This window comes from Edwardsiella sp. EA181011, assembly GCF_000800725.1.
Lineage (GTDB): Bacteria > Pseudomonadota > Gammaproteobacteria > Enterobacterales > Enterobacteriaceae > Edwardsiella > Edwardsiella anguillarum.
On record NZ_CP011364.1, the window covers coordinates 1,400,232 to 1,421,517 of the forward strand.

At 61.2% G+C, this 21,286-nt stretch carries 23 protein-coding genes and 1 tRNA gene; 19 read left to right on the forward strand and 5 right to left on the reverse strand.

What is annotated here, in order from left to right; genetic code table 11:
- Positions 1–64 precede the first annotated feature (64 nt).
- Positions 65–820 (reverse strand): hydroxyacylglutathione hydrolase, encoded by a 756-nt coding sequence (gloB, locus tag QY76_RS06200; RefSeq protein ID WP_034166002.1) that lies wholly within the window; start codon positions 818–820, stop codon positions 65–67.
- A gap of 31 nt (positions 821–851) precedes the next feature.
- Here gloB and QY76_RS06205 point away from each other — a divergent pair, with 31 nt between their 5' ends.
- Positions 852–1,574 carry a class I SAM-dependent methyltransferase gene (locus QY76_RS06205; protein ID WP_045425573.1) on the forward strand — a complete coding sequence of 241 codons (723 nt, stop codon included), beginning with the start codon at positions 852–854 and terminating at the stop codon, positions 1,572–1,574.
- Between the two features lie 20 nt (positions 1,575–1,594).
- Here the strand turns inward: QY76_RS06205 and rnhA are convergent, their stop codons facing one another.
- Positions 1,595–2,059: a ribonuclease HI gene (gene rnhA / locus QY76_RS06210; RefSeq protein ID WP_034165999.1), complete on the reverse strand. Its 465-nt coding sequence runs from the start codon at positions 2,057–2,059 to the stop codon at positions 1,595–1,597.
- Positions 2,060–2,126: 67 nt separating this feature from the next.
- On the opposite strand from rnhA, the gene dnaQ reads away from it, so the two are divergent.
- Positions 2,127–2,858, forward strand: coding sequence for a DNA polymerase III subunit epsilon (gene dnaQ / locus QY76_RS06215; protein WP_034166000.1), 732 nt, complete (start codon positions 2,127–2,129; stop codon positions 2,856–2,858).
- Positions 2,859–2,989: 131 nt separating this feature from the next.
- Positions 2,990–3,066, forward strand: a tRNA-Asp gene (locus QY76_RS06220).
- Between the two features lie 117 nt (positions 3,067–3,183).
- Here the strand turns inward: QY76_RS06220 and hmpA are convergent.
- Entirely contained in the window at positions 3,184–4,371 is a 1,188-nt protein-coding gene (gene hmpA, locus QY76_RS06225) for an NO-inducible flavohemoprotein (protein ID WP_045425576.1), read from the reverse strand.
- Positions 4,372–4,711: 340 nt separating this feature from the next.
- Here hmpA and glyA point away from each other — a divergent pair, with 340 nt between their 5' ends.
- The gene (gene glyA, locus QY76_RS06230) at positions 4,712–5,965 is read left to right on the forward strand and encodes a serine hydroxymethyltransferase (RefSeq protein ID WP_045425579.1); all 1,254 of its coding nucleotides are present in this window, start codon (positions 4,712–4,714) and stop codon (positions 5,963–5,965) included.
- Positions 5,966–6,006: 41 nt separating this feature from the next.
- On the opposite strand, the gene QY76_RS06235 is transcribed toward glyA, so the two are convergent.
- Both QY76_RS06235 and suhB read right to left on the reverse strand, forming a co-directional pair.
- A complete protein-coding gene (locus tag QY76_RS06235; protein WP_045425582.1) occupies positions 6,007–7,032 on the reverse strand; it encodes a PRD domain-containing protein in 1,026 nt (341 codons plus the stop codon).
- Positions 7,033–7,253: 221 nt separating this feature from the next.
- Positions 7,254–8,057 (reverse strand): inositol-1-monophosphatase, encoded by an 804-nt coding sequence (suhB, locus tag QY76_RS06240; protein WP_034165403.1) that lies wholly within the window; start codon positions 8,055–8,057, stop codon positions 7,254–7,256.
- Between the two features lie 227 nt (positions 8,058–8,284).
- Between suhB and trmJ the strand changes: the two genes are divergently transcribed.
- From trmJ to rodZ, 15 genes are all read left to right on the forward strand, one after another.
- On the forward strand, positions 8,285–9,022 hold the full coding sequence (gene trmJ / locus QY76_RS06245) for a tRNA (cytosine(32)/uridine(32)-2'-O)-methyltransferase TrmJ (RefSeq protein WP_012849642.1): 738 nt from the start codon (positions 8,285–8,287) through the stop codon (positions 9,020–9,022).
- A gap of 220 nt (positions 9,023–9,242) precedes the next feature.
- The gene (gene iscR / locus QY76_RS06250) at positions 9,243–9,740 is read left to right on the forward strand and encodes a Fe-S cluster assembly transcriptional regulator IscR (protein WP_012849640.1); all 498 of its coding nucleotides are present in this window, start codon (positions 9,243–9,245) and stop codon (positions 9,738–9,740) included.
- Between the two features lie 69 nt (positions 9,741–9,809).
- A complete protein-coding gene (locus QY76_RS06255) occupies positions 9,810–11,024 on the forward strand; it encodes an IscS subfamily cysteine desulfurase (protein ID WP_045425587.1) in 1,215 nt (404 codons plus the stop codon).
- A gap of 32 nt (positions 11,025–11,056) precedes the next feature.
- Positions 11,057–11,443: a Fe-S cluster assembly scaffold IscU gene (iscU, locus tag QY76_RS06260; protein ID WP_034165401.1), complete on the forward strand. Its 387-nt coding sequence runs from the start codon at positions 11,057–11,059 to the stop codon at positions 11,441–11,443.
- Positions 11,444–11,509: 66 nt separating this feature from the next.
- Positions 11,510–11,833, forward strand: a complete 324-nt coding sequence (gene iscA, locus QY76_RS06265; protein ID WP_005289574.1) for an iron-sulfur cluster assembly protein IscA — start codon at positions 11,510–11,512, stop codon at positions 11,831–11,833.
- Positions 11,834–11,923: 90 nt separating this feature from the next.
- Positions 11,924–12,442 carry a co-chaperone HscB gene (hscB, locus tag QY76_RS06270; RefSeq protein WP_034165400.1) on the forward strand — a complete coding sequence of 173 codons (519 nt, stop codon included), beginning with the start codon at positions 11,924–11,926 and terminating at the stop codon, positions 12,440–12,442.
- Positions 12,443–12,471: 29 nt separating this feature from the next.
- Positions 12,472–14,322, forward strand: coding sequence for a Fe-S protein assembly chaperone HscA (gene hscA, locus QY76_RS06275; RefSeq protein ID WP_034165399.1), 1,851 nt, complete (start codon positions 12,472–12,474; stop codon positions 14,320–14,322).
- Between the two features lie 2 nt (positions 14,323–14,324).
- Entirely contained in the window at positions 14,325–14,660 is a 336-nt protein-coding gene (gene fdx, locus QY76_RS06280; RefSeq protein ID WP_034165398.1) for an ISC system 2Fe-2S type ferredoxin, read from the forward strand.
- 1 nt (position 14,661) lies between these two features.
- Positions 14,662–14,862 carry a Fe-S cluster assembly protein IscX gene (gene iscX / locus QY76_RS06285; RefSeq protein WP_034165412.1) on the forward strand — a complete coding sequence of 67 codons (201 nt, stop codon included), beginning with the start codon at positions 14,662–14,664 and terminating at the stop codon, positions 14,860–14,862.
- Between the two features lie 132 nt (positions 14,863–14,994).
- Positions 14,995–16,296, forward strand: a complete 1,302-nt coding sequence (pepB, locus tag QY76_RS06290; RefSeq protein ID WP_045425601.1) for an aminopeptidase PepB — start codon at positions 14,995–14,997, stop codon at positions 16,294–16,296.
- A gap of 165 nt (positions 16,297–16,461) precedes the next feature.
- Positions 16,462–17,223, forward strand: coding sequence for an enhanced serine sensitivity protein SseB C-terminal domain-containing protein (locus QY76_RS06295; RefSeq protein ID WP_371201611.1), 762 nt, complete (start codon positions 16,462–16,464; stop codon positions 17,221–17,223).
- Between the two features lie 311 nt (positions 17,224–17,534).
- Complete coding sequence (gene ndk, locus QY76_RS06300) at positions 17,535–17,966, forward strand: nucleoside-diphosphate kinase (RefSeq protein WP_034165394.1); 432 nt, start codon at positions 17,535–17,537, stop codon at positions 17,964–17,966.
- A gap of 250 nt (positions 17,967–18,216) precedes the next feature.
- Positions 18,217–19,389 carry a bifunctional tRNA (adenosine(37)-C2)-methyltransferase TrmG/ribosomal RNA large subunit methyltransferase RlmN gene (locus tag QY76_RS06305; RefSeq protein WP_174434929.1) on the forward strand — a complete coding sequence of 391 codons (1,173 nt, stop codon included), beginning with the start codon at positions 18,217–18,219 and terminating at the stop codon, positions 19,387–19,389.
- An 81-nt stretch (positions 19,390–19,470) separates the two neighbouring features.
- Entirely contained in the window at positions 19,471–20,226 is a 756-nt protein-coding gene (gene pilW, locus QY76_RS06310) for a type IV pilus biogenesis/stability protein PilW (RefSeq protein ID WP_045425607.1), read from the forward strand.
- On the forward strand, positions 20,216–21,262 hold the full coding sequence (gene rodZ / locus QY76_RS06315) for a cytoskeleton protein RodZ (RefSeq protein ID WP_071844121.1): 1,047 nt from the start codon (positions 20,216–20,218) through the stop codon (positions 21,260–21,262). Before pilW ends, rodZ begins: the two co-directional genes overlap by 11 nt.
- The last annotated feature ends 24 nt before the right edge of the window (positions 21,263–21,286 follow it).

A 21,286-nucleotide genomic window follows, 5' to 3' on the forward strand; every position in this document is an offset into this window, starting at 1 on the left:
TGTCACTGGTGATTAAAAGACGAGCAATAATACGTTGCTTGGCCGCACAACACAAGAAAAAGCTTTAAAAGCTGTCTTTCATGTCGCGTAGACAGGCAAAAACTCGCCAAATCTCATTAGGTTGCGTAGGAAAACCTACATTCCTTTGCAAATCATCATCATAACAGCGTAAGAATGGATTTATTTCCCTCTCAATCCGTAGCGTTGAAGGCACCGTAGGTTGCTGTTTTGCCCGCAACGTCGCTACGTGTTGCTGATATGTTTCTATTGCCCTGTTTTGGGGTAAGACATGCCGTGCAAATTGCAGATTTGACTCGGTATATTCGTGAGCGCAGCACACCAGCGTGTTATCAGGAAGTTGCATAATGCGCTGTAGCGAGTCAAACATTTGCTGCGCACTGCCCTCAAACAGGCGGCCGCAGCCGGCGGAAAATAGCGTATCGCCGCAAAACAGGTAAGGGGCGCTGTAGTAGGCCACATGGCCCAGCGTATGTCCCGGCAGGGCCATGACCGAAATCTGGCACTCTAGCAGGGAGAACGTATCGCCGTCGGCCACGATCTGGGTACACCCCAGCCCCTGCGTTTCTGCCGGGCCGTAAACCGGCATTTCAGGGTAGGCTTGGACGAGCTCTGCAACGCCGCCAACGTGGTCATTATGATGATGCGTCAGCAGGATGGCTTTAGGGGTTATCCTATTCTCTGTCAAATAGTGTAAAACCGGCGCGGCGACGCCGGGATCGACGATCAGACATTGATGCTGCGGATTGATTAGCAGCCAGATGTAGTTATCCTGTAGGACAGGAAGACCGATAAGATCCATGATGTTATCTACTCCAAAGTCAGAGGTGACGATGAAACCGGCACTGAGCAAGCGTACGCTGAACGCGCCTTTTACCTGGCGGCAAATCCCGTGGGGAATGCACTACCGGGCCGCGCTGGAGCTGCGTTTAACGCCGTGGTGGCCCAAGCTGTTTGGCTACCATTTGCTGAAGCTGGGGGCGCTGAGCACCGATCTGGCAACGGACCGCTGTACCATATCACATCAGGTGAGTGTGGCGCCGGAGGGAGAGCATTTACAGGTGATTGCCGATCTCACGCATCTGCCGTTCGCCGCGAAGTCGGTGGATGCTTGCCTGCTGGCCCACACCTTGGGCTACTCCCGCGATCCGCACCGGGTGCTGCGCGAGGTCGATCGGGTACTGGTAGATGACGGTTGGCTTATCATCAGCGCCTTTAGTCCGCTGAGCCTGCTGGGGATGGGGAAGCTGGTGCCCGGATTGTGCCGCCGGGTGCCCTATAACAGCCGTATGTTCAGTATGGGACGCCTCATCGACTGGCTGAATCTGCTGAACTACGAGGTGCTGGCGGCGTCACGTTTTCAGGTGCTGCCCTGGCATCAGCCCTGTGTTTCTCTGCTGAGTCGCCACTTTCCGGCGATGGGGTGTCTGATGCTGATTGTGGCGCGGAAGCGCACCGTTCCGTTGACCTTGACGCCGCAGCGCGTCCTACGGGCGCATCACGAGATCCGCCGCGCGCTTGGCGGCGCGGCGAAGATCCTGCGGCGACCGGCTTAGTGGCACCGCCGGTGACGCGGCTACTCGGGATTGTAGCCGCTGTCCTCCCGGGTCGGTGCCCCGGCGGCGCTGCGTGCCAGCTCATCGCAGCGTTCGTTCTCCGGGTGGCCGGCGTGGCCTTTGACCCATATCCACTCCACCTGATGCGGGCCGATGGCCTGATCCAGCCGCTGCCACAGATCGACGTTTTTCACCGGTTTTTTATCCGCCGTTTTCCAGCCGCGTCGTTTCCAGCCGTGGATCCACTGGGTGATGCCCTGACGGACATACTGGCTATCGCTGAACAGTGTGACCTGACAGGCGCTGGTCAGCGTCTCCAGGGCGACGATGGCCGCCATCAGCTCCATGCGGTTGTTGGTGGTTAGCCGATAGCCGGCGCTGAGCGCCTTTTCATGCTGACGGTAGCGTAGAATGGCGCCATAGCCACCCGGACCCGGGTTACCCAGGCAGGAGCCATCGGTGAAAATCTCAACCTGCTTTAACATCTCTGGTAGACTACTCCCTGATCAAAACCGTGAGTCTGACATAAAGTGACACGATGAGCACAGTAAAATGACTACCCCTATCGCCCGCCAAATCGTCCTCGATACGGAAACCACCGGTATGAACCAGGTGGGTGCCCACTATGAGGGGCATCGCATCATTGAAATCGGCGCCGTTGAAGTGGTTAATCGTCGCCTGACCGGCCGTAATTTTCACGTTTACCTGAAGCCGGATCGCCTGGTGGATCCCGAGGCGTTTACGGTGCACGGCATCAGCGATGACTTTTTGCTGGATAAGCCCAGCTTTGCCGAGGTTGCCGACGAGTTTCTGGCGTTTATCCGCGGCGCGGAGCTGGTGATCCATAACGCGCCGTTCGATATCGGCTTTATGGACTATGAGTTTGCCAAGCTGGGGCGCGATCTGCCGAAGACGGAGACATTCTGCACTATCACCGATAGCCTGGTGATGGCGCGTCGCCTGTTTCCGGGCAAAAGGAACAGCCTGGATGCGCTGTGCAACCGCTATGAGATAGACAACAGCAAACGTACGCTGCACGGGGCGCTGCTGGATGCCCAGATCCTGGCCGACGTTTACCTTATCATGACCGGTGGCCAGACATCGCTGGCGTTTTCCAGCGACGGCGACGGCGCCTCTCAGTCGCAGGCGTCGGAAATTCGCCGGGTGGTACGCGGCGCTAAAGGGCTACGGATCGTGTACGCCAGCGAGGCGGAGCTGGCGGCCCATGAACAGCGCCTGGATCTGGTCCAGAAAAAGGGCGGCAGCTGTCTGTGGCGTAGCTAAACGAGAAAATTTGCTGGAAAATCATCGCAAAGTATAAAATATGTGCGAATGATGGTTTTGCGGTGAAAAAGGGTTGACGCCGCCGGGCGCTGACCGTAATATGCGCCTCGTTCCCCCAGCGGGAACAACGCGGAGCGGTAGTTCAGTTGGTTAGAATACCTGCCTGTCACGCAGGGGGTCGCGGGTTCGAGTCCCGTCCGTTCCGCCAACATTCCAAGCCCCGGTTCAGAAATGAACCGGGGTTTTTCGTTTTATCCCTCATCGCTCAGTCGCCGCGGGCGGCAGCGCCGGCGTTTCCGGCGCGAGGATGGCCGGGCCGGCGGGATCACAGAATTTTGTGTGGGCCGAAGCACTCATAGTGCAGCCGTTCCGCATCGACGCCCTGCGCCAGCAGCTGCCGCGCCACGTGCTGCATAAAGCCAATCGGTCCACAGAAATAGAACTGCATGCGCGGATCGCGCAGCCCATCGCCCACGGCGCCGAGATCCATCGTACCGCGATGCCAGCGGGCGTGGACCGGCTGCGCGGGTTCGCCGCGGCGTAGCCACAGATGCGCGTGATGCAGGGGAACCGTGGCCAGCAGGCGCTCGCTCTCCTCGCCAAAGGCGCGTACGGGGTCGCTGTCGGCGGCGTGCAGCCAGTACAGCGGGGCGCGCTGTCCACGGCGGCTCAGGGTATCCAGCATGCTGAGCAGCGGGGTCACACCGACGCCTGCCGAGATTAGCGCCAGCGGCGTCTCTGGTGTCGTTTCTAAGGTAAACCCGCCGCAGGGAGCTGAGAGGTGCAGCGTATCGCCCGCGCCGGCGACGTCGTGCAGGTAGCGGGAGACGGCGCCCTGAGGCTCCCGTTTGACGGCGATACGGTAATGCTGACCGTTGGGGGCATGGGTCAGTGAATACTGACGGATCGCCTGGCGCGGGAGGCTGGGATGGCGCACATATACGCCCAGATACTGCCCCGGGAGGAAGCTGGCGATCGGCGCGCCATCCTGTGGCACCAGCGTAAAGCTGGTGATCAGGTCGCTCTCCGCCCGTTTTTCGGCGATCGTAAACGCTCGCTGATGCGCCCAGCCGCCGGGCTGTCCGACGTGTCCCTGATACAGCCGGGCCTCCCGCGCAATAAACAGCTGCGCCAGCGCGTCGTAGGCCTTTCCCCAGGCGTTTAGCACATCGCTGCCGGGGTTGAACAGCTCCTCCAGCGTTTTGAGCAGATGATGGCCAACGATGGCGTACTGCTGCGGCTGAATACCGACGCTGACGTGCCGGTGAGCGATACGCTCCACCGCGCCGGCCAGCGCGGCGGGGGTATCAATGTGGGCGGTATAGGCGCAGATGGCGTTAAACAGCGCCTCGCGCTGATCGCCGCTGCGCTGGTGGCTCATATTGAAGAGAGACTTCAGCTCTGGATGATGGTGAAACATGCGTTGGTAGAAATGGGCGGTCAGTCCCGGGCCATACTGCTGCAGCAGCGGCAGGGTGGATTTGATGATAGCGATGGTTTGTGTGTCCAGCATGGGCGCTCCTGGGCGTTGCCAATTAAGTTGCATTTTAAATGCAACTTAATGCTTTTAGGCGACGCTGTAAATCAATAATTGCCGATGGGCCTCATTGGCGTTACGGTAATGGTGTTTTTTTATGCACGCCTATCGCTGCGCGCACAAAAATGCAACAAGGTGTCTATCTGGCCGAGGCCTTGCGCCACGGAGTGCCAAACGATTGCGCAAAAGATGGGGCAAGGTGTTTGTAACAAGCTAAAAACATATTACACTGTGACGATTGCCCGTTGGGGTGGAGATGTATTGGCTGTGAGGGCCAGATTTACTCAAAACCGGTTAGCTGAGTCAGGAGAAGCGGATGTTAAAGCGTGAGATGAACATTGCCGATTACGATGCCGAGCTGTGGCAGGCAATGCAGCAGGAAGTGACGCGTCAGGAGCAGCATATTGAGCTGATTGCCTCGGAAAACTACACCAGCCCGCGGGTTATGCAGGCGCAGGGCTCCCAGCTGACCAATAAATATGCCGAAGGCTATCCGGGCAAGCGCTACTACGGCGGCTGCCAGTATGTGGATCAGGTCGAGCAGCTGGCGATCGATCGCGCCAAGGCGCTGTTTGGCGCCGACTACGCTAACGTGCAGCCCCACTCTGGCTCTCAGGCCAATTTCGCCGTTTATACCGCGCTGCTGCAGCCGGGCGATACGGTACTGGGCATGAACCTGGCGCACGGCGGCCATCTGACGCATGGCTCTCCGGTTAACTTTTCCGGTAAGCTGTATAACGTGGTGCCTTACGGCATCGACGCGCATGGCCGTATCGACTATGACGATCTGGCGGCGCAGGCGCAGCAGCACCGTCCGAAGATGATCATCGGCGGTTTCTCGGCCTATTCCGGCGTCGTGGACTGGGCGCGTATGCGCGAGATCGCCGATAGCATCGGCGCCTACCTGTTTGTGGATATGGCGCACGTGGCGGGTCTGGTCACCGCCGGGGTTTACCCCAATCCGGTTCCCCATGCTCACGTCGTGACCACCACCACCCATAAGACCCTAGCCGGTCCGCGCGGCGGCCTGATCCTGGCCAAGGGGTTGGATGAGGCGCTGTATAAAAAGCTGAACTCTGCCGTGTTCCCGGGGGCGCAGGGCGGGCCGCTGATGCACGTGATCGCCGCCAAGGCGGTCGCGCTGAAAGAGGCGATGGAGCCCGAGTTTACCCGTTACCAGCAGCAGGTGGCTAAGAATGCCAAGGCGATGGTCGACGTCTTCCTGCAGCGCGGCTATAAGGTGGTGTCCGGCGGCACGGAAAACCATCTGTTCCTGCTGGATCTGGTCGACAAGCAGATCACCGGCAAAGAGGCCGACGCCGCGCTGGGGCGCGCCAATATTACGGTGAATAAAAACAGCGTGCCCAACGATCCGCAGAGCCCGTTCGTGACCTCCGGCATCCGCGTCGGCACCCCGGCCATCACGCGCCGTGGCTTTAACGAGGCGGAGTCCCGCGAGCTGGCGGGATGGATGTGCGACGTACTGGACAACATCCATGATGAGGCCACGATCGCCTGCACTAAACAGAAGGTGCTGGCTCTCTGTGAACGCCTGCCGGTCTATGCCTGACCGACTACCAGCCCTGCCGAGCCCGCCGCGTGCGGGCTTTTTTACGCCGGTGGCTCCTGTAGTCGGCCGGCCTGCATCAGCCAGGCGCCGATACTGACGGCGATCAGGCTCAGTTCCTCGGGGGAGAAGCGGATACGGTAGTGTCGCTCCAGCCCGGCGATGGCTCGGCGGGTGAGCGCCAGTAATGCGGGATGGTGAGACGCCAGCTCCGCCGCCAGCGGTGTGCCGATACGGATGTCGAACAGCGCGCGCTCAACGGCGGCGCCGAGGTGGGCGAACAGGCGGGCGCACAGCCTTTCGCGCTGGGAGAGTCGCACATCGCTGTCGCGCTCGACGCAGTCGACGCAGCGCTCAATCTCGTGCATGAGGGCTCGGTCCTGCGCATTGTCCCGCGGGCTGTGGCTATGATTCTTGAGCAGGGTTAACAGCAGCGTCGCGAATAGCCGTTCCTGTTCCAGAACGTCCGCCGGCGCGTCGCCGATGTAGATGCGGCATAGCGCCTCGGCAACGGCATACTCCTCTTTCTGCTCCAGCCAGCGGCGGCGGTAGGGCAGCAGCCAGCAGGGCATCAGTGAATCCGATCGACCGCCGTGGCCCTGTGCGGCGGCGTATAGCATCATGCAGCCGATCAGCTGGCGCGGCGTAAAGGCCGCGGATGCCGGGATAGTTGGGGATTCCAGGATCGGGGCGCGTTGCTGCAGGCGTTCGTAGAGCGTCTGTCGAGAAAAGGCTGGGTGCAGGGCAGGAGATAGCAGGAGCTCCACGTTGGCCGGGAAGTAGCGCAGCGTACGCTGTAGCCAGTGCAGCAGGCACAGCCGCCACTCATAGGCCGGGCCGTGCAGGCGATAGCCATGGCGCGGGTGGAAGCTGATATACAGGGCGTGATAGCGCATGATGTCGCTGACCAGGTGACTCAGATCTCGCTCGGCCTCATAGGGTGTTTGCTGCTGCAGCTTACACAGGCGCGCCATCGTCAGCGGCGTCGTCGGCAGCAGCAGCCGCAGCGCCAGATTACAGTGTCGCTCAGCGCGGGAGTGCGGCGGCGGCAGCGGGACATCGTTCTGCATGTGTGTTTCCCCCCGGGCGAAGAGCGACGAAACCGGCATAGGGTACGCCCCGCGAGGCGGACGCTGGGGCATCGTCTAAGCATAGCAAAGCCCGATGACCTCGGTGGGGCGTCCACGCGGGGTTTCCGTGCGGCGGCGAGCGCAAAAAAGCAAAACGCCCTGCGCGGGGGCTCCGGCAGGGCGTTGAAAAAGACGAATTTGGTGCCCATTCGGGCGGGCGATTAGCGCTTCAGCGCATCGCTCAGCTCGTCGCGTAGGGCGCCCAGCAGCGACTTGACGACGCGGGGGTTACCGGCGACGACGTTACCGCTGGCCAGGTAGCCATGGCCACCGATAAAGTCGGTAACCAGACCGCCCGCTTCGCGCACCAGCAGCTCACCGGCGGCGAAGTCCCACGGCTTCAGGCCGATTTCAAAGAAACCGTCCACGCGGCCGGCGGCGACGTAGGCCAGATCCAGCGCGGCAGAGCCGGTGCGGCGGAAGTCGGCGCACTGGGTAAACAGCTTATCGACCATCTTGATGTAGGTGGCGGCGTGATGTTTCATCTTGAACGGGAAGCCGGTGGCCAGGATGGTGCCATCCAGATCTTTGGCGACGCCGGTGCGCAGGCGGTAGCCGTTGAGCTGCGCGCCCTGACCACGGGTGGCGGTATACAGCTCGTTGCGCATCGGATCATAGACGACGGCGACTTCGGTGCGGCCCTTGATGCGTACGGCGATGGACACCGCAAAGTGCGGCAGACGCTTGACGAAGTTGGTGGTGCCATCCAGCGGATCGATTACCCATTGGATCTCGTGATCTTCACCCAGCAGCTCACCGCACTCTTCGCTGATAATAGTGTGCTTGGGGTAAGACTTGCGGATGGTCTCGATGATCAGGTGTTCAGCATCGCGATCGACGTTGGTCACAAAATCATTGCTGCCTTTCTGGCTGGCTTCTACTGAGTCGGGCGTTTCGTAACTTTTGGCAATCAGGTTACCGGCCTTGCGCGCGGCGCGCACGGCGATGTTCAGCATCGGATGCATGGGAATCTTCCACTAGATGTTAAAGAACGGGAAATTTAGACGGCGAAGAGTATAGCAAAGTGCGCGGCAAACAACCATGCCGTTTTGATATCCGTGGACCATAACAATAAATAGTGTTTTATATCAATTGGCTGTGAAATTGCTCGGCGGTAAATAAATCAATAGAAACCATTAATAGCGCCTTATGGTAAAATCGCAGAATCAATTCAACCGTGTAATGAGTAAGCATGCTGGACAATATTCGCATCGTGCTGGTGGAAACCTCCCACACCGGCAACATGGGGTCAACCGCCCGCGCCATGAAGACCATGGGACTGACCAACCTGTATCTGGTGAACCCGCTGGTACGCCCCGACTCACAGGCCATTGCCCTGTCGGCCGGCGCCAGCGATGTGATCGGCAACGCGACCATCGTGGACAGCTTCGATGACGCGATCGCCGGCTGCAGCCTGGTGGTGGGCACCAGCGCCCGTTCGCGCTCGCTGCCGTGGCCGATGCTGGAGCCGCGCGAATGCGGCCAGCGCAGCGCCATGGAGTCGGAGCATGCGCCCGTCGCCATCGTATTTGGCCGTGAGCGGGTCGGGTTGACCAACGATGAGCTGCAGAAGTGCCATTACCATGTGCAGATCCCGGCTAATCCGGAGTACACCTCGCTGAATCTGGCGATGGCGGTGCAGATCCTCAGCTATGAAATCCGCGTCGCGCATCTGGATCGCCAGGCGGCCAAGGCGCCGGCGGTGGAGGAGGCGGCCTATCCGCTGGCGGACGATCTGGAGCGCTTTTATGCCCATCTGGAGCAGACGCTGCACCACACCGGTTTTATCCGTGAGAAGAATCCGGGTCAGGTCATGAACCGTCTGCGCCGCCTGTTCACTCGCGCCCGCCCGGAGGCTCAGGAGCTGAATATCCTGCGCGGTATACTGGCCTCAATTGATAAGTGCGACGCAGAACGGCACGAAAGTTAACTGCGACAGCGGCTATATCATAGTAGAATACACGGGTATTTTTGCGTGGACGCTGGCTGGTATTGCCGCGCGTTTCTCGCGGAGGGGCGGCGTCGACAACGGCATAATACTTGACTAAAATAGTAGGATAAATAGTTGACTGAAATAGTCAGGAATGAGAGGATGAAACCGTTGAGCAACACCGCGTGTTTCACTCTTTTTCCCAAAGGGACTATTAGCCATGAGACTGACATCCAAAGGGCGCTATGCCGTAACAGCCATGCTCGATGTGGCGCTTCACTCCCAGGAAGGACCGGTACCGCTGGCGGATATTTCAGAACGCCAGGGGATCTCGCTCTCTTATCTGGAGCAACTGTTCTCTCGCCTGCGCAAGAATGGTCTGGTGGCCAGCGTACGCGGTCCCGGCGGCGGTTACCTGCTAGGAAAAGAGGCCAGCGAGATTGCCATCGGCGCGGTGATCACCGCCGTGGATGAGTCGGTGGACGCAACCCGCTGCCAGGGAAAAGAGGGCTGCCAGGGGGGAACCCGCTGCCTGACCCACGCGCTGTGGCGCGATCTCAGCGAGCGTATCAGCGGCTTTCTAAACAATATTTCGCTGGCGGAGCTGGTCAATAACCAGGAAGTCATGGATGTGGCTGACCGACAGGATATCGATGCACGGCGCAGCGTTGTCGCGGCCGGGCGTCAGGATACGATTAACGTGAACCTGCGCGCCTAAGCGCGGGCACGGCGTTGAATTATCACCCGTAGGCAAATCATTTTTGGAAGTGATGTACGGAGCAAAAGAATGAAATTACCGATTTATATGGACTACTCCGCAACGACGCCGGCCGATCCGCGCGTGGCTGAGAAGATGATGCAGTATCTGACGCTGGACGGTACATTCGGTAACCCAGCTTCCCGCTCCCACCGCTTCGGCTGGCAAGCCGAAGAGGCGGTAGACGTTGCGCGCAATAACATCGCCGAGCTGGTGGGTGCCGATCCGCGCGAGATCGTGTTTACCTCCGGTGCGACCGAGGCCGATAACCTGGCCATCAAAGGCGCCGCCAACTTCTATCAGAAGAAGGGCAAGCACATCATTACCTGTAAGACCGAGCACAAAGCGGTGCTGGATACCTGCCGTCAGCTGGAGCGTGAAGGCTTTGAGGTGACCTATATGGCGCCGCAGCCCAACGGGCTGATCGACCTGAATGCCCTGGAAGCGGCGATGCGTGACGACACGATCCTGGTCTCCATCATGCATGTGAATAACGAAATCGGTATCATTCAGGATATTGAGACCATCGGCGAGATGTGCCGCGCGCGTGGCATTATTTTCCACGTGGATGCCACCCAGAGCGTGGGCAAACTGCCGATTGATCTGAGTAAACTGAAGGTCGATCTGATGTCATTCTCCGGCCATAAAATCTATGGCCCGAAGGGCATTGGTGCCCTGTACGTTCGCCGCAAGCCGCGCGTGCGTATCGAAGCGCAGATGCACGGCGGCGGCCATGAGCGCGGTATGCGTTCCGGGACCCTGCCGGTACACCAGATCGTCGGGATGGGCGAGGCCTACCGTATCGCCAAAGAGGTGATGCCGACCGAAGTTCCGCGTCTGCGCGCCCTGCGCGATCGCCTGTGGAACGGGCTGAAGGATATCGAAGAGGTGTATCTGAACGGCTCCCTGGAGCAGGGGGCGCCGAACATCCTGAACGTCAGCTTTAACTTTGTTGAAGGGGAATCCCTGATCATGGCGCTGAAGGATCTGGCCGTCTCTTCCGGGTCTGCCTGTACCTCTGCCAGTCTGGAGCCCTCCTATGTGCTGCGCGCACTGGGCCTGAACGATGAGCTGGCGCACAGCTCCATCCGCTTCTCTCTGGGGCGCTTTACCACGGAAGAAGAGGTCGATTACGCCATCGATCTGGTGCGTAAATCCATCGGCCGTCTGCGCGAGCTCTCACCGCTGTGGGAAATGCATAAGCAGGGCGTGGATATCAGCACCATCGAATGGTCAGCCCATTAATTCCCTGGACACCCTTTTAGGAGCATCGATAAATGGCTTATAGCGATAAAGTGATCGATCACTACGAGAATCCGCGCAACGTCGGATCCTTTGACAATAGCGATCCCAGTGTCGGCAGCGGTATGGTTGGCGCACCGGCCTGCGGCGACGTGATGAAGTTGCAGATTAAAGTCAACAATGAGGGTATCATTGAGGACGCCCGTTTCAAGACCTACGGCTGTGGCTCTGCCATCGCCTCCAGCTCGCTGGTCACTGAGTGGGTCAAGGGCAAGTCCCTGGAGCAGGCGGCGGAGATCAAGAATACCGATATCGCCGAGGAGCTGGCGCTGCCGCCGGTGAAGATCCACTGCTCGATCCTGGCAGAAGACGCCATCAAGGCGGCGATCGCCGATTATAAAAACAAGCATAGCGCGGAATAAGCGCCGCGCTCCGGCGGCCGGTTCTCTGGTCGCCGTCACCCTGAATTTTTTGACTGAGGTTGTTGTATGTCGATTACCATGAGCGACTCCGCTGCAAAGCGCGTACAGACATTTTTAACCAATCGCGGTAAGGGATTGGGCCTGCGTCTGGGGGTAAAAACCTCAGGCTGTTCGGGCATGGCGTATGTGCTGGAGTTTGTCGATGTCCTGAACGAGGACGATGTGGTTTTCGAGGATAAAGGGGTGAAGGTCATCGTTGACGGAAAGAGCCTGGTGTACCTCGACGGCACCGAGCTGGACTTCGTTAAAGAGGGCCTGAACGAAGGCTTTAAGTTCAACAACCCGAACGTTAAGAATGAGTGCGGCTGCGGCGAGAGCTTTAACGTTTAACCCGCGCCCGCGTCACCGGCGGCCGTCGCCTTTCCTTAACCAGCCGACGTCGGCGACGCCGCTTTCACGGTATCAGCATCAGAGTACGGCATGGACTACTTCACGCTTTTCGGGTTGCCGGCACGCTATGACGTGGACGGCAGCCTGCTCGCTGTGCGTTTTCAGGACCTGCAGCGTCAGTTTCACCCCGATCGTTTCGCCACCGCGCCCGAGCGCGATCGTCTGCTGGCGATGCAGCAGGCGACGACCATCAACGACGCCTATCAGACGCTCAAACATCCTCTCAAGCGGGCCGAGTACCTGCTCTCGCTGCACGGTTTTGACATCAATAATGAACAGCAGACCCTGCGCGATACGGCTTTCCTGATGGAGCAGATGACCCTGCGCGAGGAGCTGGAGGCGCTGGAGCAGCGCGCCGACGCCGATGAGGCGTTAATGAACTTTGCCGACGGGATCGCTAAAATGGTGCAGGCCCGCAGCGCGCAGATGGTGAGTGAGCTGGATCGTCAGGCCTGGACCCAGGCGGCGGACAGCGTGCGCAAGCTACGATTTCTAGACAGGCTCCAGCAGCAGACCGAACAGCTGGAAGAGCGGCTGCTGGGGATGTAACCCTTTTTGATGGAGTAACGGAAGCGAACATGGCGTTATTACAAATCAGTGAGCCGGGACTGAGTGCCGCGCCGCATCAGCGTCGTCTGGCGGCGGGTATCGATCTGGGCACCACCAACTCTCTGGTGGCGACCGTGCGCAGCGGCCAGGCCGAAACGCTGGCCGATGAGCTGGGTCGCCATCTGCTGCCGTCGGTAGTGCGCTACCAGGCTGGCGGGCATATCGTCGGCGCTGAGGCCCGTGAGCAGGCCGCCGACGATCCGCTCAATACCGTGGGCTCGATTAAACGCATGATGGGGCGTTCGCTGGCCGACGTTCAGGCGCGTTACCCGCATTTACCCTATCAGATGCACGCCAGCGAGAGCGGTATGCCGCAGCTGGCGACGGCGGCGGGCAGCGTCAACCCGATCCAGGTGTCCGCCGACATCCTCGCCGCACTCTCTGCGCGCGCGCAGGCGGCCCTGGGCGGCGAGCTGGACGGGGTGGTGATCACCGTGCCAGCCTACTTCGATGATGCGCAGCGCCAGGGGACGAAAGACGCCGCGCGTCTGGCCGGTCTGCACGTGCTGCGCCTGCTCAATGAGCCGACCGCGGCCGCCATCGCCTACGGTCTGGACTCCGCCCAGGAGGGGGTGATCGCGGTTTACGATCTCGGCGGCGGCACCTTTGATATCTCGATTCTGCGCCTTAGCCGCGGGGTGTTTGAGGTCTTGGCCACCGGCGGCGACTCCGCGCTGGGCGGCGATGACTTTGACCACCTGCTGGCCGACTGGCTGCGTGAGCAGGCCGGTCTGCACGACCGTAGCGATGCCGGGCTGGCGCGCCGCTTCCTGGATGCGGCCGTCGCGGCAAAAATCGCCCTGAGCGCCCAGCAAGAGACGACGGTGTGCGTCGGCGACTGGCAGGGTGAGGTGAGCCGGGATCAGCTGGATGCGCTGATCGCGCCGCTGGTTAAGCGCACACTGCTGGCCTGTCGCCGGACGCTAAAAGATGCCGGTGTTACCCGCGACGAGGTGCTGGAGGTGGTGATGGTTGGTGGCTCAACCCGGGTACCGCTGGTGCGGACGCTGGTGGGCGACTTCTTTGGCCGTCCGCCGCTGACCGCGATCGATCCCGACCGCGTGGTGGCGATCGGTGCGGCTATCCAGGCCGATATTCTGGTCGGCAATAAACCGGATGCCGATATGTTGCTGCTGGATGTGATCCCGCTCTCACTGGGGCTGGAGACCATGGGTGGGCTGGTCGAGAAGGTGATCCCGCGCAATACCACCATCCCGGTGGCTCGGGCGCAGGAGTTTACCACCTTTAAAGATGGCCAGACGGCGATGATGATCCATGTGCTGCAGGGCGAGCGTGAGCTGGCCCAGGATAATCGTTCACTGGCGCGTTTTACCCTGCGCGGCATTCCGCCGCTGCCGGCGGGCGGCGCCCATATTCGCGTCACCTTCCAGGTGGATGCCGACGGGCTGCTCAGCGTGACCGCGATGGAGAAGTCTACCGGGGCGCAGGCGGCGATCCAGGTGAAGCCCTCCTACGGGCTGAGCGAAGACGAAATCGTCGGCATGCTGAAGGACTCCATGGCGAACGCCGAGGGCGATCTCAGCGCGCGTATGCTGGCGGAACAAAAAGTAGAGGCCGCGCGGGTGCTGGAAAGCCTGCACGGCGCGCTGCAGCAGGACAGTGCTCTGCTGGGCGAGCAGGAGCTGGCGGCAATCCGCCAGGCGCAGACGGCGCTGCAGGCCGCCGCCGCCGGTAATGATACGGCGGCGATCGAGGCGGCGATCAAGGCGCTGGATGCACAAACTCAAGAATTTGCCGCGCGGCGCATGGATAGCTCCATTCGTCGTGCTCTGGCCGGTCACTCTGTGGATGAGGTTTAAACATGCCAAAAATCGTATTTCTGCCCAATCAGGAACATTGCCCGGACGGGGCGGTGATCGAGGCCCAGGAAGGCGAAACGATCCTGGACGCCGCGCTGCGTAACGGGATTGAAATCGAACATGCCTGCGAGAAGTCCTGCGCCTGCACCACCTGTCACTGCATCGTCCGCGAAGGCTTTGACTCCCTTGCGGAGAGCAGCGAGCTGGAGGATGACATGCTGGACAAGGCCTGGGGTCTGGAGCCGGAAAGTCGCCTGAGCTGCCAGGCGCGGGTCGCGGATGAGGATCTGGTGGTCGAGATCCCGCGCTATACCGTTAACCATGCGCGGGAGCACTGAGGTGGGACTGAAGTGGCACGATAGCCGCGCCATCGGCGAGGCGCTATATGACGCGTATCCGGACGTCTCCCCACAGAGCGTGCGCTTTACCGATCTGCACCGCTGGATCTGCAGTCTGGATGATTTTGATGACGATCCGGGCGCCTCCAGTGAAAAAATTCTGGAAGCCATCCTGCTGGTCTGGTTAGATGAGGCAGAGTGAGAGGGGCCTCCCCCGTCGTTGAGTTCGGCGCGGGAGTCGGCCCGGGCAAGCCACCCGTAGGGGTGGCTTTTTACTATAGACCGCCCGCGACGTCCGTTCGCGGGGGGCCGCGAAGCAAGCGGGAGAACACGTATGACCAATGAATTGATGCCGGTCCATTTATCAAGTCAGTGCGCGGATATGCGCTGGGGCAGCGATGCGCTGCTGAGCGCGGACGCTCAGGGGATGACCATTCATGCCGGAGAGCCGCTGGACCTCGGGGCGGTTCAGCGCGCCGCGCGCCGCCTGGATACCCAGGGGATGAAGCAGGTCTCTCTGCAGGGGACGTCGTGGAGCCTGAGCGTCTGCTGGGCGTTTTGGCAGGGCTTTCGCAATCCGAAGGGCGGGCAGCACGTGCAGTGGCCTGCGCTGAGCGCCGCCGATCGCGCCGAGCTGGATCGCCGCCTGCTGAATATCGACTGGGTGCGCGACACCATCAATCTCCCGGCGGAAAACCTGGGGCCGACTCAGCTGGCGCAGCGCGCGGTCGATCTGCTGTGCGCACAGGCCTGCGACAGCATTCACTACCGCATCATTAAGGGTGACGATCTGCGCGAGCAGGGCTATATGGGGCTGCACAGCGTTGGCCGCGGCTCTGCGCGCGCGCCGGCGCTGCTGGAGCTGGATTATAATCCCGGCGGTAAGTCTGATACACCGGTGCTGGCCTGCCTGGTTGGGAAGGGGATCACCTTTGACTCCGGCGGCTATAGCCTGAAGCAGACGGCCTTCATGGATGCCATGAAGTCGGACATGGGCGGTGCGGCGCTGGTGACCGGCGCTCTGGCGCTGGCGATCGCGCAGGGGCTGCAGGCGCGGGTCAAACTCTACCTGTGCTGCGCGGATAACCTGGTCAGCGGCAACGCGTTCAAACTGGGCGATATCATTTCGTATCGCAACGGCAAACGGGTTGAGATTATGAATACCGATGCCGAAGGGCGCCTGGTGCTGGCCGATGGCCTGATCGATGCCTCGCGTCAGGCGCCGCGCATGATCATCGACTGCGCGACTCTGACCGGCGCGGCCAAGACCGCGGTCGGCGGCGACTACCATGCGCTGTTTTCCTTTGACGATGCGCTGGCGGCGGCGCTGCAGGAGAGTGCGACTCAGGAAGATGAGCTGTTCTGGCGTCTGCCGCTGGCGGAGTTTCACCGTAGTCAGCTGCCCTCCGCCTTTGCCGATCTCAGCAACGTGGCCGGCGCGGCGCACTCGGCCGGCGCCAGTACGGCGGCGGCCTTCCTGTCGCACTTCGTCACTGACTACCGGCAGGGCTGGCTGCACATTGACTGCAGCGCCACCTACCGTAAGGCGGCGGTGGAGCAGTGGTCCACCGGGGCGACCGGCATCGGCGTACGGACGCTGGCGCGCCTGCTGTTGACGCAGGCCGGGCGCTGCTGACGTTGACATTATGGCTCCGCCGCACGGCGGAGCCTGCATCGGCCAAGGAAATACGGAAACAGGAGAGATGACGGTGAGTACCTGCGATACCCCCCCGATCACGATGATCGTCAGCATGAGCACGATCACCATCACGATACCCCCGAACAGCGGCTCGAATCCAGCCTGACCCAGGCGGCGGCCGATCCGGCCTATCTGGCGCTGTTTTACCGTGCGCTGCTGTCGTCGACGGTCTATCTTCCGGCTCGGGGTGACGCGATGGCGGAGGCGGACGACGATACGCTGGCGATCGAACACTGGGAAATGGAGGACGGCACGCGGGTGATCCCCTTTTTCTCTACGCCGGCGCGTCTACAACAGGCGCTGACGGACGGCGGTCCCGCGTCTTGGCACGCGCTGCCGGTCCGCGAACTGTTCGCTCTGACTCGCGGCGAGACGCTGTTTTTAAATCCCCGCGCGGAGGCGGGCAAGGCCTTCTACCCGCAGGAGGTGGCGATGCTGCTGGAGAGCGGCGGCATGGCACAGCCGCAGACGTTATCGATCGACGGCGGCGCTGCGATCCGCGTCGGGCCGCTGGAGCGGACGCCGGAGGCCCTGCAGAGCGGGCTGACCGTCCTGTGCGGCCAGCGCAATCTGGTGCGGAGTGCCTGGCTGGCGCATTTTCAGGATCCGCTCTGCGACGCGCAGCCGGTGCTGCTGCTGGCGCTGGAGCTGGAGGGAAACGATGTGGCCGCGCATCAGGCGCTGATCCGCGAGGCGGGCACCCTAGCCAGCGCCCTGCTGGATCAGGATGACGCGATCGACGTCTGCTGCCTTCGCCGTGATGCGCAGGATCCGCTGGCCGACTACCTGCGCACCCACGTGACGCCGCTGTATCAGCGGCGCTGGGGCGGCTGGCTGCGCAACGCCATTGCGACGAGACGCTAGTCCGTCAGACCCATCCTCCGCCTACCGCCGGGAGAGCGCCCTGCGGTAGGCATCAAAATATTCATATCTTTTTAACAAATTAACGTCATTACCATAGGCAACCCCGCGGCGCCCTCTTATAATCGAATTCGCCAGTCTGCGCGCCCCGCCGGGCGGGCAACGGGCCGACTGGGCATCATCGGTAGCGATAAGCGTAAGTAAAATCTTCCGCCAGCTCATGGTGTTGGCATGACCGGGTGGCTTTCTTCCGTCGCTGTTGCGCCGTAGAATCCCGCGCGGATGTTGATTAAAGCTGTCTGACAGGGGTAGACATGACCTTAGAACGTACCTTTTCCATCGTAAAACCGAACGCAGTGGCCAAAAATGCCATCGGCGTCATCTACGCACGCTTTGAGTCTGCTGGCCTGAAGATCGTCGCCGCCAAAATGGTGCACCTGACGCGCGAGCAGGCGGAAGGCTTTTACGCCGAGCACCGCGGGCGCCCCTTCTTTGACGGCCTGGTGACCTTCATGACCTCCGGCCCGATCATGGTGCAGGTGCTGGAGGGTAACGATGCGGTGCGCCGTAACCGTGAGATCATGGGAGCCACGAATCCAGAAAACGCGCTGGCCGGTACGCTGCGCGCAGACTATGCCGATAGCCTGACGGAGAACGCGGTGCACGGCTCTGACTCTCCGGCCTCTGCCGAACGCGAAATCGCCTATTTCTTCAGCGCCGGCGACCTCTGCCCGCGCACCCGCTGAGCGCCCCGTCCGCGCGCCAAAATCCCGCCTGGGTGCATTATCGCCATGGCATCGGCGGGCGAGAGTAGGTACAATATGCCGCCCCGCGTTTTCTCCGGGGCGTTATTGTATGCCAGTTTCTGTCCTCTCCGCCCGTCGGGCGGGGGGCAACGAGCCGCAAAGTGTAACAACGAGGCCTGTCCATTTTATGTCCAAGAATCCTTTATCGCATCCGGGCGCTGCGCCCGATGCCACTGCCATCGAGTCTCCCTTGTCTGATATTCATGTAACGCCCGTTTCTGCTGACGCCGCGCCGTGCGCTTCTCAGGCGCCGGAAAAAATTAACCTGCTCGATCTGGATCGCAGGCAAATGCGCGAGTTTTTCATCCAGATGGGCGAAAAGCCGTTCCGCGCCGATCAGATCATGAAATGGATCTACCACTACTGCTGCGATGACTTTGACGCGATGACCGACATCAACAAGGTATTGCGTGCTAAGCTCAAGCAGGTGGCGGAAATCCGTGCGCCGGAGGTGGCGGTTGAGCAGCGCTCCTCTGACGGCACCATCAAGTGGGCGCTGCAGGTGGGCGATCAGCGGGTAGAGACGGTCTATATTCCGGAAGACGATCGGGCCACCCTGTGCGTCTCGTCCCAGGTGGGCTGCGCGTTGGAGTGCAAATTCTGTTCGACGGCCCAGCAGGGCTTTAACCGTAACCTGCGGGTTTCGGAGATCATCGGCCAGGTCTGGCGCGCGGCAAAAATCATCGGCGCGCAGAAGGTGACCGGCAACCGTCCGATCACCAACGTGGTGATGATGGGGATGGGGGAGCCGCTGCTCAACCTGACCAACGTGATCCCGGCGATGGAGATTATGCTGGATGATTTTGGCTTCGGTCTTTCCAAGCGTCGCGTCACCCTGTCCACCTCCGGCGTGGTGCCGGCGCTGGATAAGCTGGGCGATATGATCGACGTGGCGCTGGCGATCTCGCTGCATGCGCCGAACGATGCGATCCGCGATGAGATCGTACCGATCAACCGCAAGTACAATATCGATATGTTCCTGGGATCGGTTCGCCGCTACCTGGAGAAGTCCAACGCCAATCAGGGGCGGGTGACGGTAGAGTATGTGATGCTGGATCATATCAACGACGGTACGGAGCATGCGCACCAGCTGGCGGAGTGCCTGAAGGATACGCCGTGCAAGATCAACCTGATCCCGTGGAACCCTTTCCCGGGAGCGCCTTTTGGTCGCAGCTCCAACAGCCGTATCGATCGTTTCTCCAAGGTGCTGATGGAGTATGGCTTTACCGTTATCGTGCGTAAGACGCGCGGCGACGATATCGATGCCGCCTGCGGTCAGCTGGCGGGTGAGGTGATCGACCGAACCAAACGGACCCTGAAGAAGCAAGCGGCAGGGGAACCTATCAACGTGCGTGAAGTCTGATGTAGAGACGAACGGCCGCCGGCGACGGCGGCGCAGCGCCAGACATCGGCTGACCCGCACACGGACGTAGCGGAGCAAGGGATGAAAACGACGACGGCGACGATGTGCGCAAGCGTAACGCTGCTGCTCTTCGGGTGTGCCGATACCCCGGAGGCACCGAGAGCGGCAGCGGCCGATGCGCTCGCCCTGTCGCCGGAGGCGCGGGCGCAGGCGGCGCTCGATCGCGGCGATGCCGCCCTGGCGCAGCAGGCGTTAGCGCAGCTGCCCGCCGCGGCACCCGGCGACTATCGGCGCCCGCTGCTGACGGCGCGCTATCAGCAGCTGAGCGGTCAGCCGCAGGCGGCCGCGCAAAGTTATCGCCAGGCGCTGGCGCTGGCGCCGGACAACGGCAGCGTCGTGAATAATTACGGTGCGTTTCTCTGCAGTTTAGGGCAGTATGTAGCGGCGCAACAACAGTTTAACGCTGCAGCGCGCCTGCCGGACGATGGCTGGGTCGCCGAGGCTTTTTTTAGCGCGGGGACCTGCTTTTTGCGGGCCGATCGGCCTGATGAAGCCCGCAGGCTATTTGCCCGCGCGTTAAAGGCCGATCCGCAGCAGGGGACGCGTCTGCTGGGCGACGCCGCACGGGCGTTACAACAGGGTGACCGCACGGATGCACGATTGATGTTGGATGTTTACAATCATATTTTACCGGCCAGCGCCGATAGTTTATGGTTACAAATCCGTTTCGCTGCGTTAGATGGGCGCCAGACGAATCTCGAACGTTATGGCAAGCAACTGGCGCGAAATTTTCCACAATCCCAACAGTACCAGCAGTTCCTAGCGAATGAATACTGAAGCCTCCCAAGATCAAGCAGCACCGATGAGCACCGGCGAGCGTCTGCGCCAGGGCCGCGAGCGTTTAGGACTCACCCAGCAGCAGGTGGCCGAACGCCTGTGCCTGAAGCTCTCAACCGTACGCGATATTGAAGAAGACAAGGCCCCGGATGGTCTGGTATCGACCTTTGTCCGCGGCTATATCCGCTCCTACGCCAAGCTGGTGCAGATCCCCGAGCAGGAGATCGCCCCGCTGTTAGCCAAACAAGCCCCTGTTCGGGCGGTAAAAATGGCACCAATGCAGAGCTTTTCGCTGGGCAAAAAGCGTAAGAAGCGCGAAGGCTGGCTGATGACCTTTACCTGGCTGGTGATCTTTGTGGTGATCGGCATTACCGGATCCTGGTGGTGGCAAAACCATAAAGCCCAGCAGCAGGATATCGTGGAAATGGCCGATGAGTCGTCGGCTCAGCTGGCGAAGCAGCAGGATGCTCAGCCGGTCGATCTGTCCGCGGCATCGCCATCCTCTGCGTCGACGACCGCCGGCGATAGCGCCGCGGCGCCGTCCGCTGCGGACGCTAACCATACTGCGCCGGCGACGACGCCTGCCGCATCTGTGGCGGTTCACGCTGCAGCGCCTGAGGCTGCCGCTCCGGCGGCGGTGCAGAATAACGGGCCGACCGCGGCGCAGAGCAATGCCGTGGTCGCACCGAGCCAGGCTGACGTAGCGCCGCTTTCCGGCGCGGCCCTGCCGACTGCCGCCGCGAGCGTGGCCCCGGGCAGCTCGGGCGAAGCCTCTGCGAGCCCGCTGGCGATGCATTTCAGCGCCGACTGCTGGCTGGAAGTGCGCGATGCCAGCGGCAAGGTCCTGTTCAGCGGGCTGCAGCGCGCCGGCGGTAAACTCGATTTGGCCGGTAAGGCTCCCTATCGCCTGAAGATCGGGGCGCCGGCGGCGGTGCAGATCCAGTATCTGGGTAAGCCCGTTGATCTGAGTCGTTTTATCAAGTCAAGCCAGGTTGCCCGTTTGACGTTAGACGCGCAGCCTGCGGCGGCTAACTGAGCTACGGCAAGGGCGGAGAGAAGT

What these genes read in the sequence shown, in the direction of transcription:
- iscU (WP_034165401.1), top strand. Translation starts at nt 11,057, where the DNA reads ATGGCTTATAGCGATAAAGTGATCGATCACTACGAGAATCCGCGCAAC.
- iscA (WP_005289574.1), top strand. Translation starts at nt 11,510, where the DNA reads ATGTCGATTACCATGAGCGACTCCGCTGCAAAGCGCGTACAGACATTT.
- hmpA (WP_045425576.1), bottom strand. Translation starts at nt 4,371, where the DNA reads ATGCTGGACACACAAACCATCGCTATCATCAAATCCACCCTGCCGCTG.
- ndk (WP_034165394.1), top strand. Translation starts at nt 17,535, where the DNA reads ATGACCTTAGAACGTACCTTTTCCATCGTAAAACCGAACGCAGTGGCC.
- pilW (WP_045425607.1), top strand. Translation starts at nt 19,471, where the DNA reads ATGAAAACGACGACGGCGACGATGTGCGCAAGCGTAACGCTGCTGCTC.
- glyA (WP_045425579.1), top strand. Translation starts at nt 4,712, where the DNA reads ATGTTAAAGCGTGAGATGAACATTGCCGATTACGATGCCGAGCTGTGG.
- QY76_RS06255 (WP_045425587.1), top strand. Translation starts at nt 9,810, where the DNA reads ATGAAATTACCGATTTATATGGACTACTCCGCAACGACGCCGGCCGAT.
- rnhA (WP_034165999.1), bottom strand. Translation starts at nt 2,059, where the DNA reads ATGTTAAAGCAGGTTGAGATTTTCACCGATGGCTCCTGCCTGGGTAAC.
- QY76_RS06205 (WP_045425573.1), top strand. Translation starts at nt 852, where the DNA reads ATGAAACCGGCACTGAGCAAGCGTACGCTGAACGCGCCTTTTACCTGG.
- hscA (WP_034165399.1), top strand. Translation starts at nt 12,472, where the DNA reads ATGGCGTTATTACAAATCAGTGAGCCGGGACTGAGTGCCGCGCCGCAT.
- hscB (WP_034165400.1), top strand. Translation starts at nt 11,924, where the DNA reads ATGGACTACTTCACGCTTTTCGGGTTGCCGGCACGCTATGACGTGGAC.
- pepB (WP_045425601.1), top strand. Translation starts at nt 14,995, where the DNA reads ATGACCAATGAATTGATGCCGGTCCATTTATCAAGTCAGTGCGCGGAT.
- suhB (WP_034165403.1), bottom strand. Translation starts at nt 8,057, where the DNA reads ATGCATCCGATGCTGAACATCGCCGTGCGCGCCGCGCGCAAGGCCGGT.
- dnaQ (WP_034166000.1), top strand. Translation starts at nt 2,127, where the DNA reads ATGACTACCCCTATCGCCCGCCAAATCGTCCTCGATACGGAAACCACC.
- gloB (WP_034166002.1), bottom strand. Translation starts at nt 820, where the DNA reads ATGGATCTTATCGGTCTTCCTGTCCTACAGGATAACTACATCTGGCTG.
- fdx (WP_034165398.1), top strand. Translation starts at nt 14,325, where the DNA reads ATGCCAAAAATCGTATTTCTGCCCAATCAGGAACATTGCCCGGACGGG.
- rodZ (WP_071844121.1), top strand. Translation starts at nt 20,216, where the DNA reads ATGAATACTGAAGCCTCCCAAGATCAAGCAGCACCGATGAGCACCGGC.
- trmJ (WP_012849642.1), top strand. Translation starts at nt 8,285, where the DNA reads ATGCTGGACAATATTCGCATCGTGCTGGTGGAAACCTCCCACACCGGC.
- iscR (WP_012849640.1), top strand. Translation starts at nt 9,243, where the DNA reads ATGAGACTGACATCCAAAGGGCGCTATGCCGTAACAGCCATGCTCGAT.
- QY76_RS06235 (WP_045425582.1), bottom strand. Translation starts at nt 7,032, where the DNA reads ATGCAGAACGATGTCCCGCTGCCGCCGCCGCACTCCCGCGCTGAGCGA.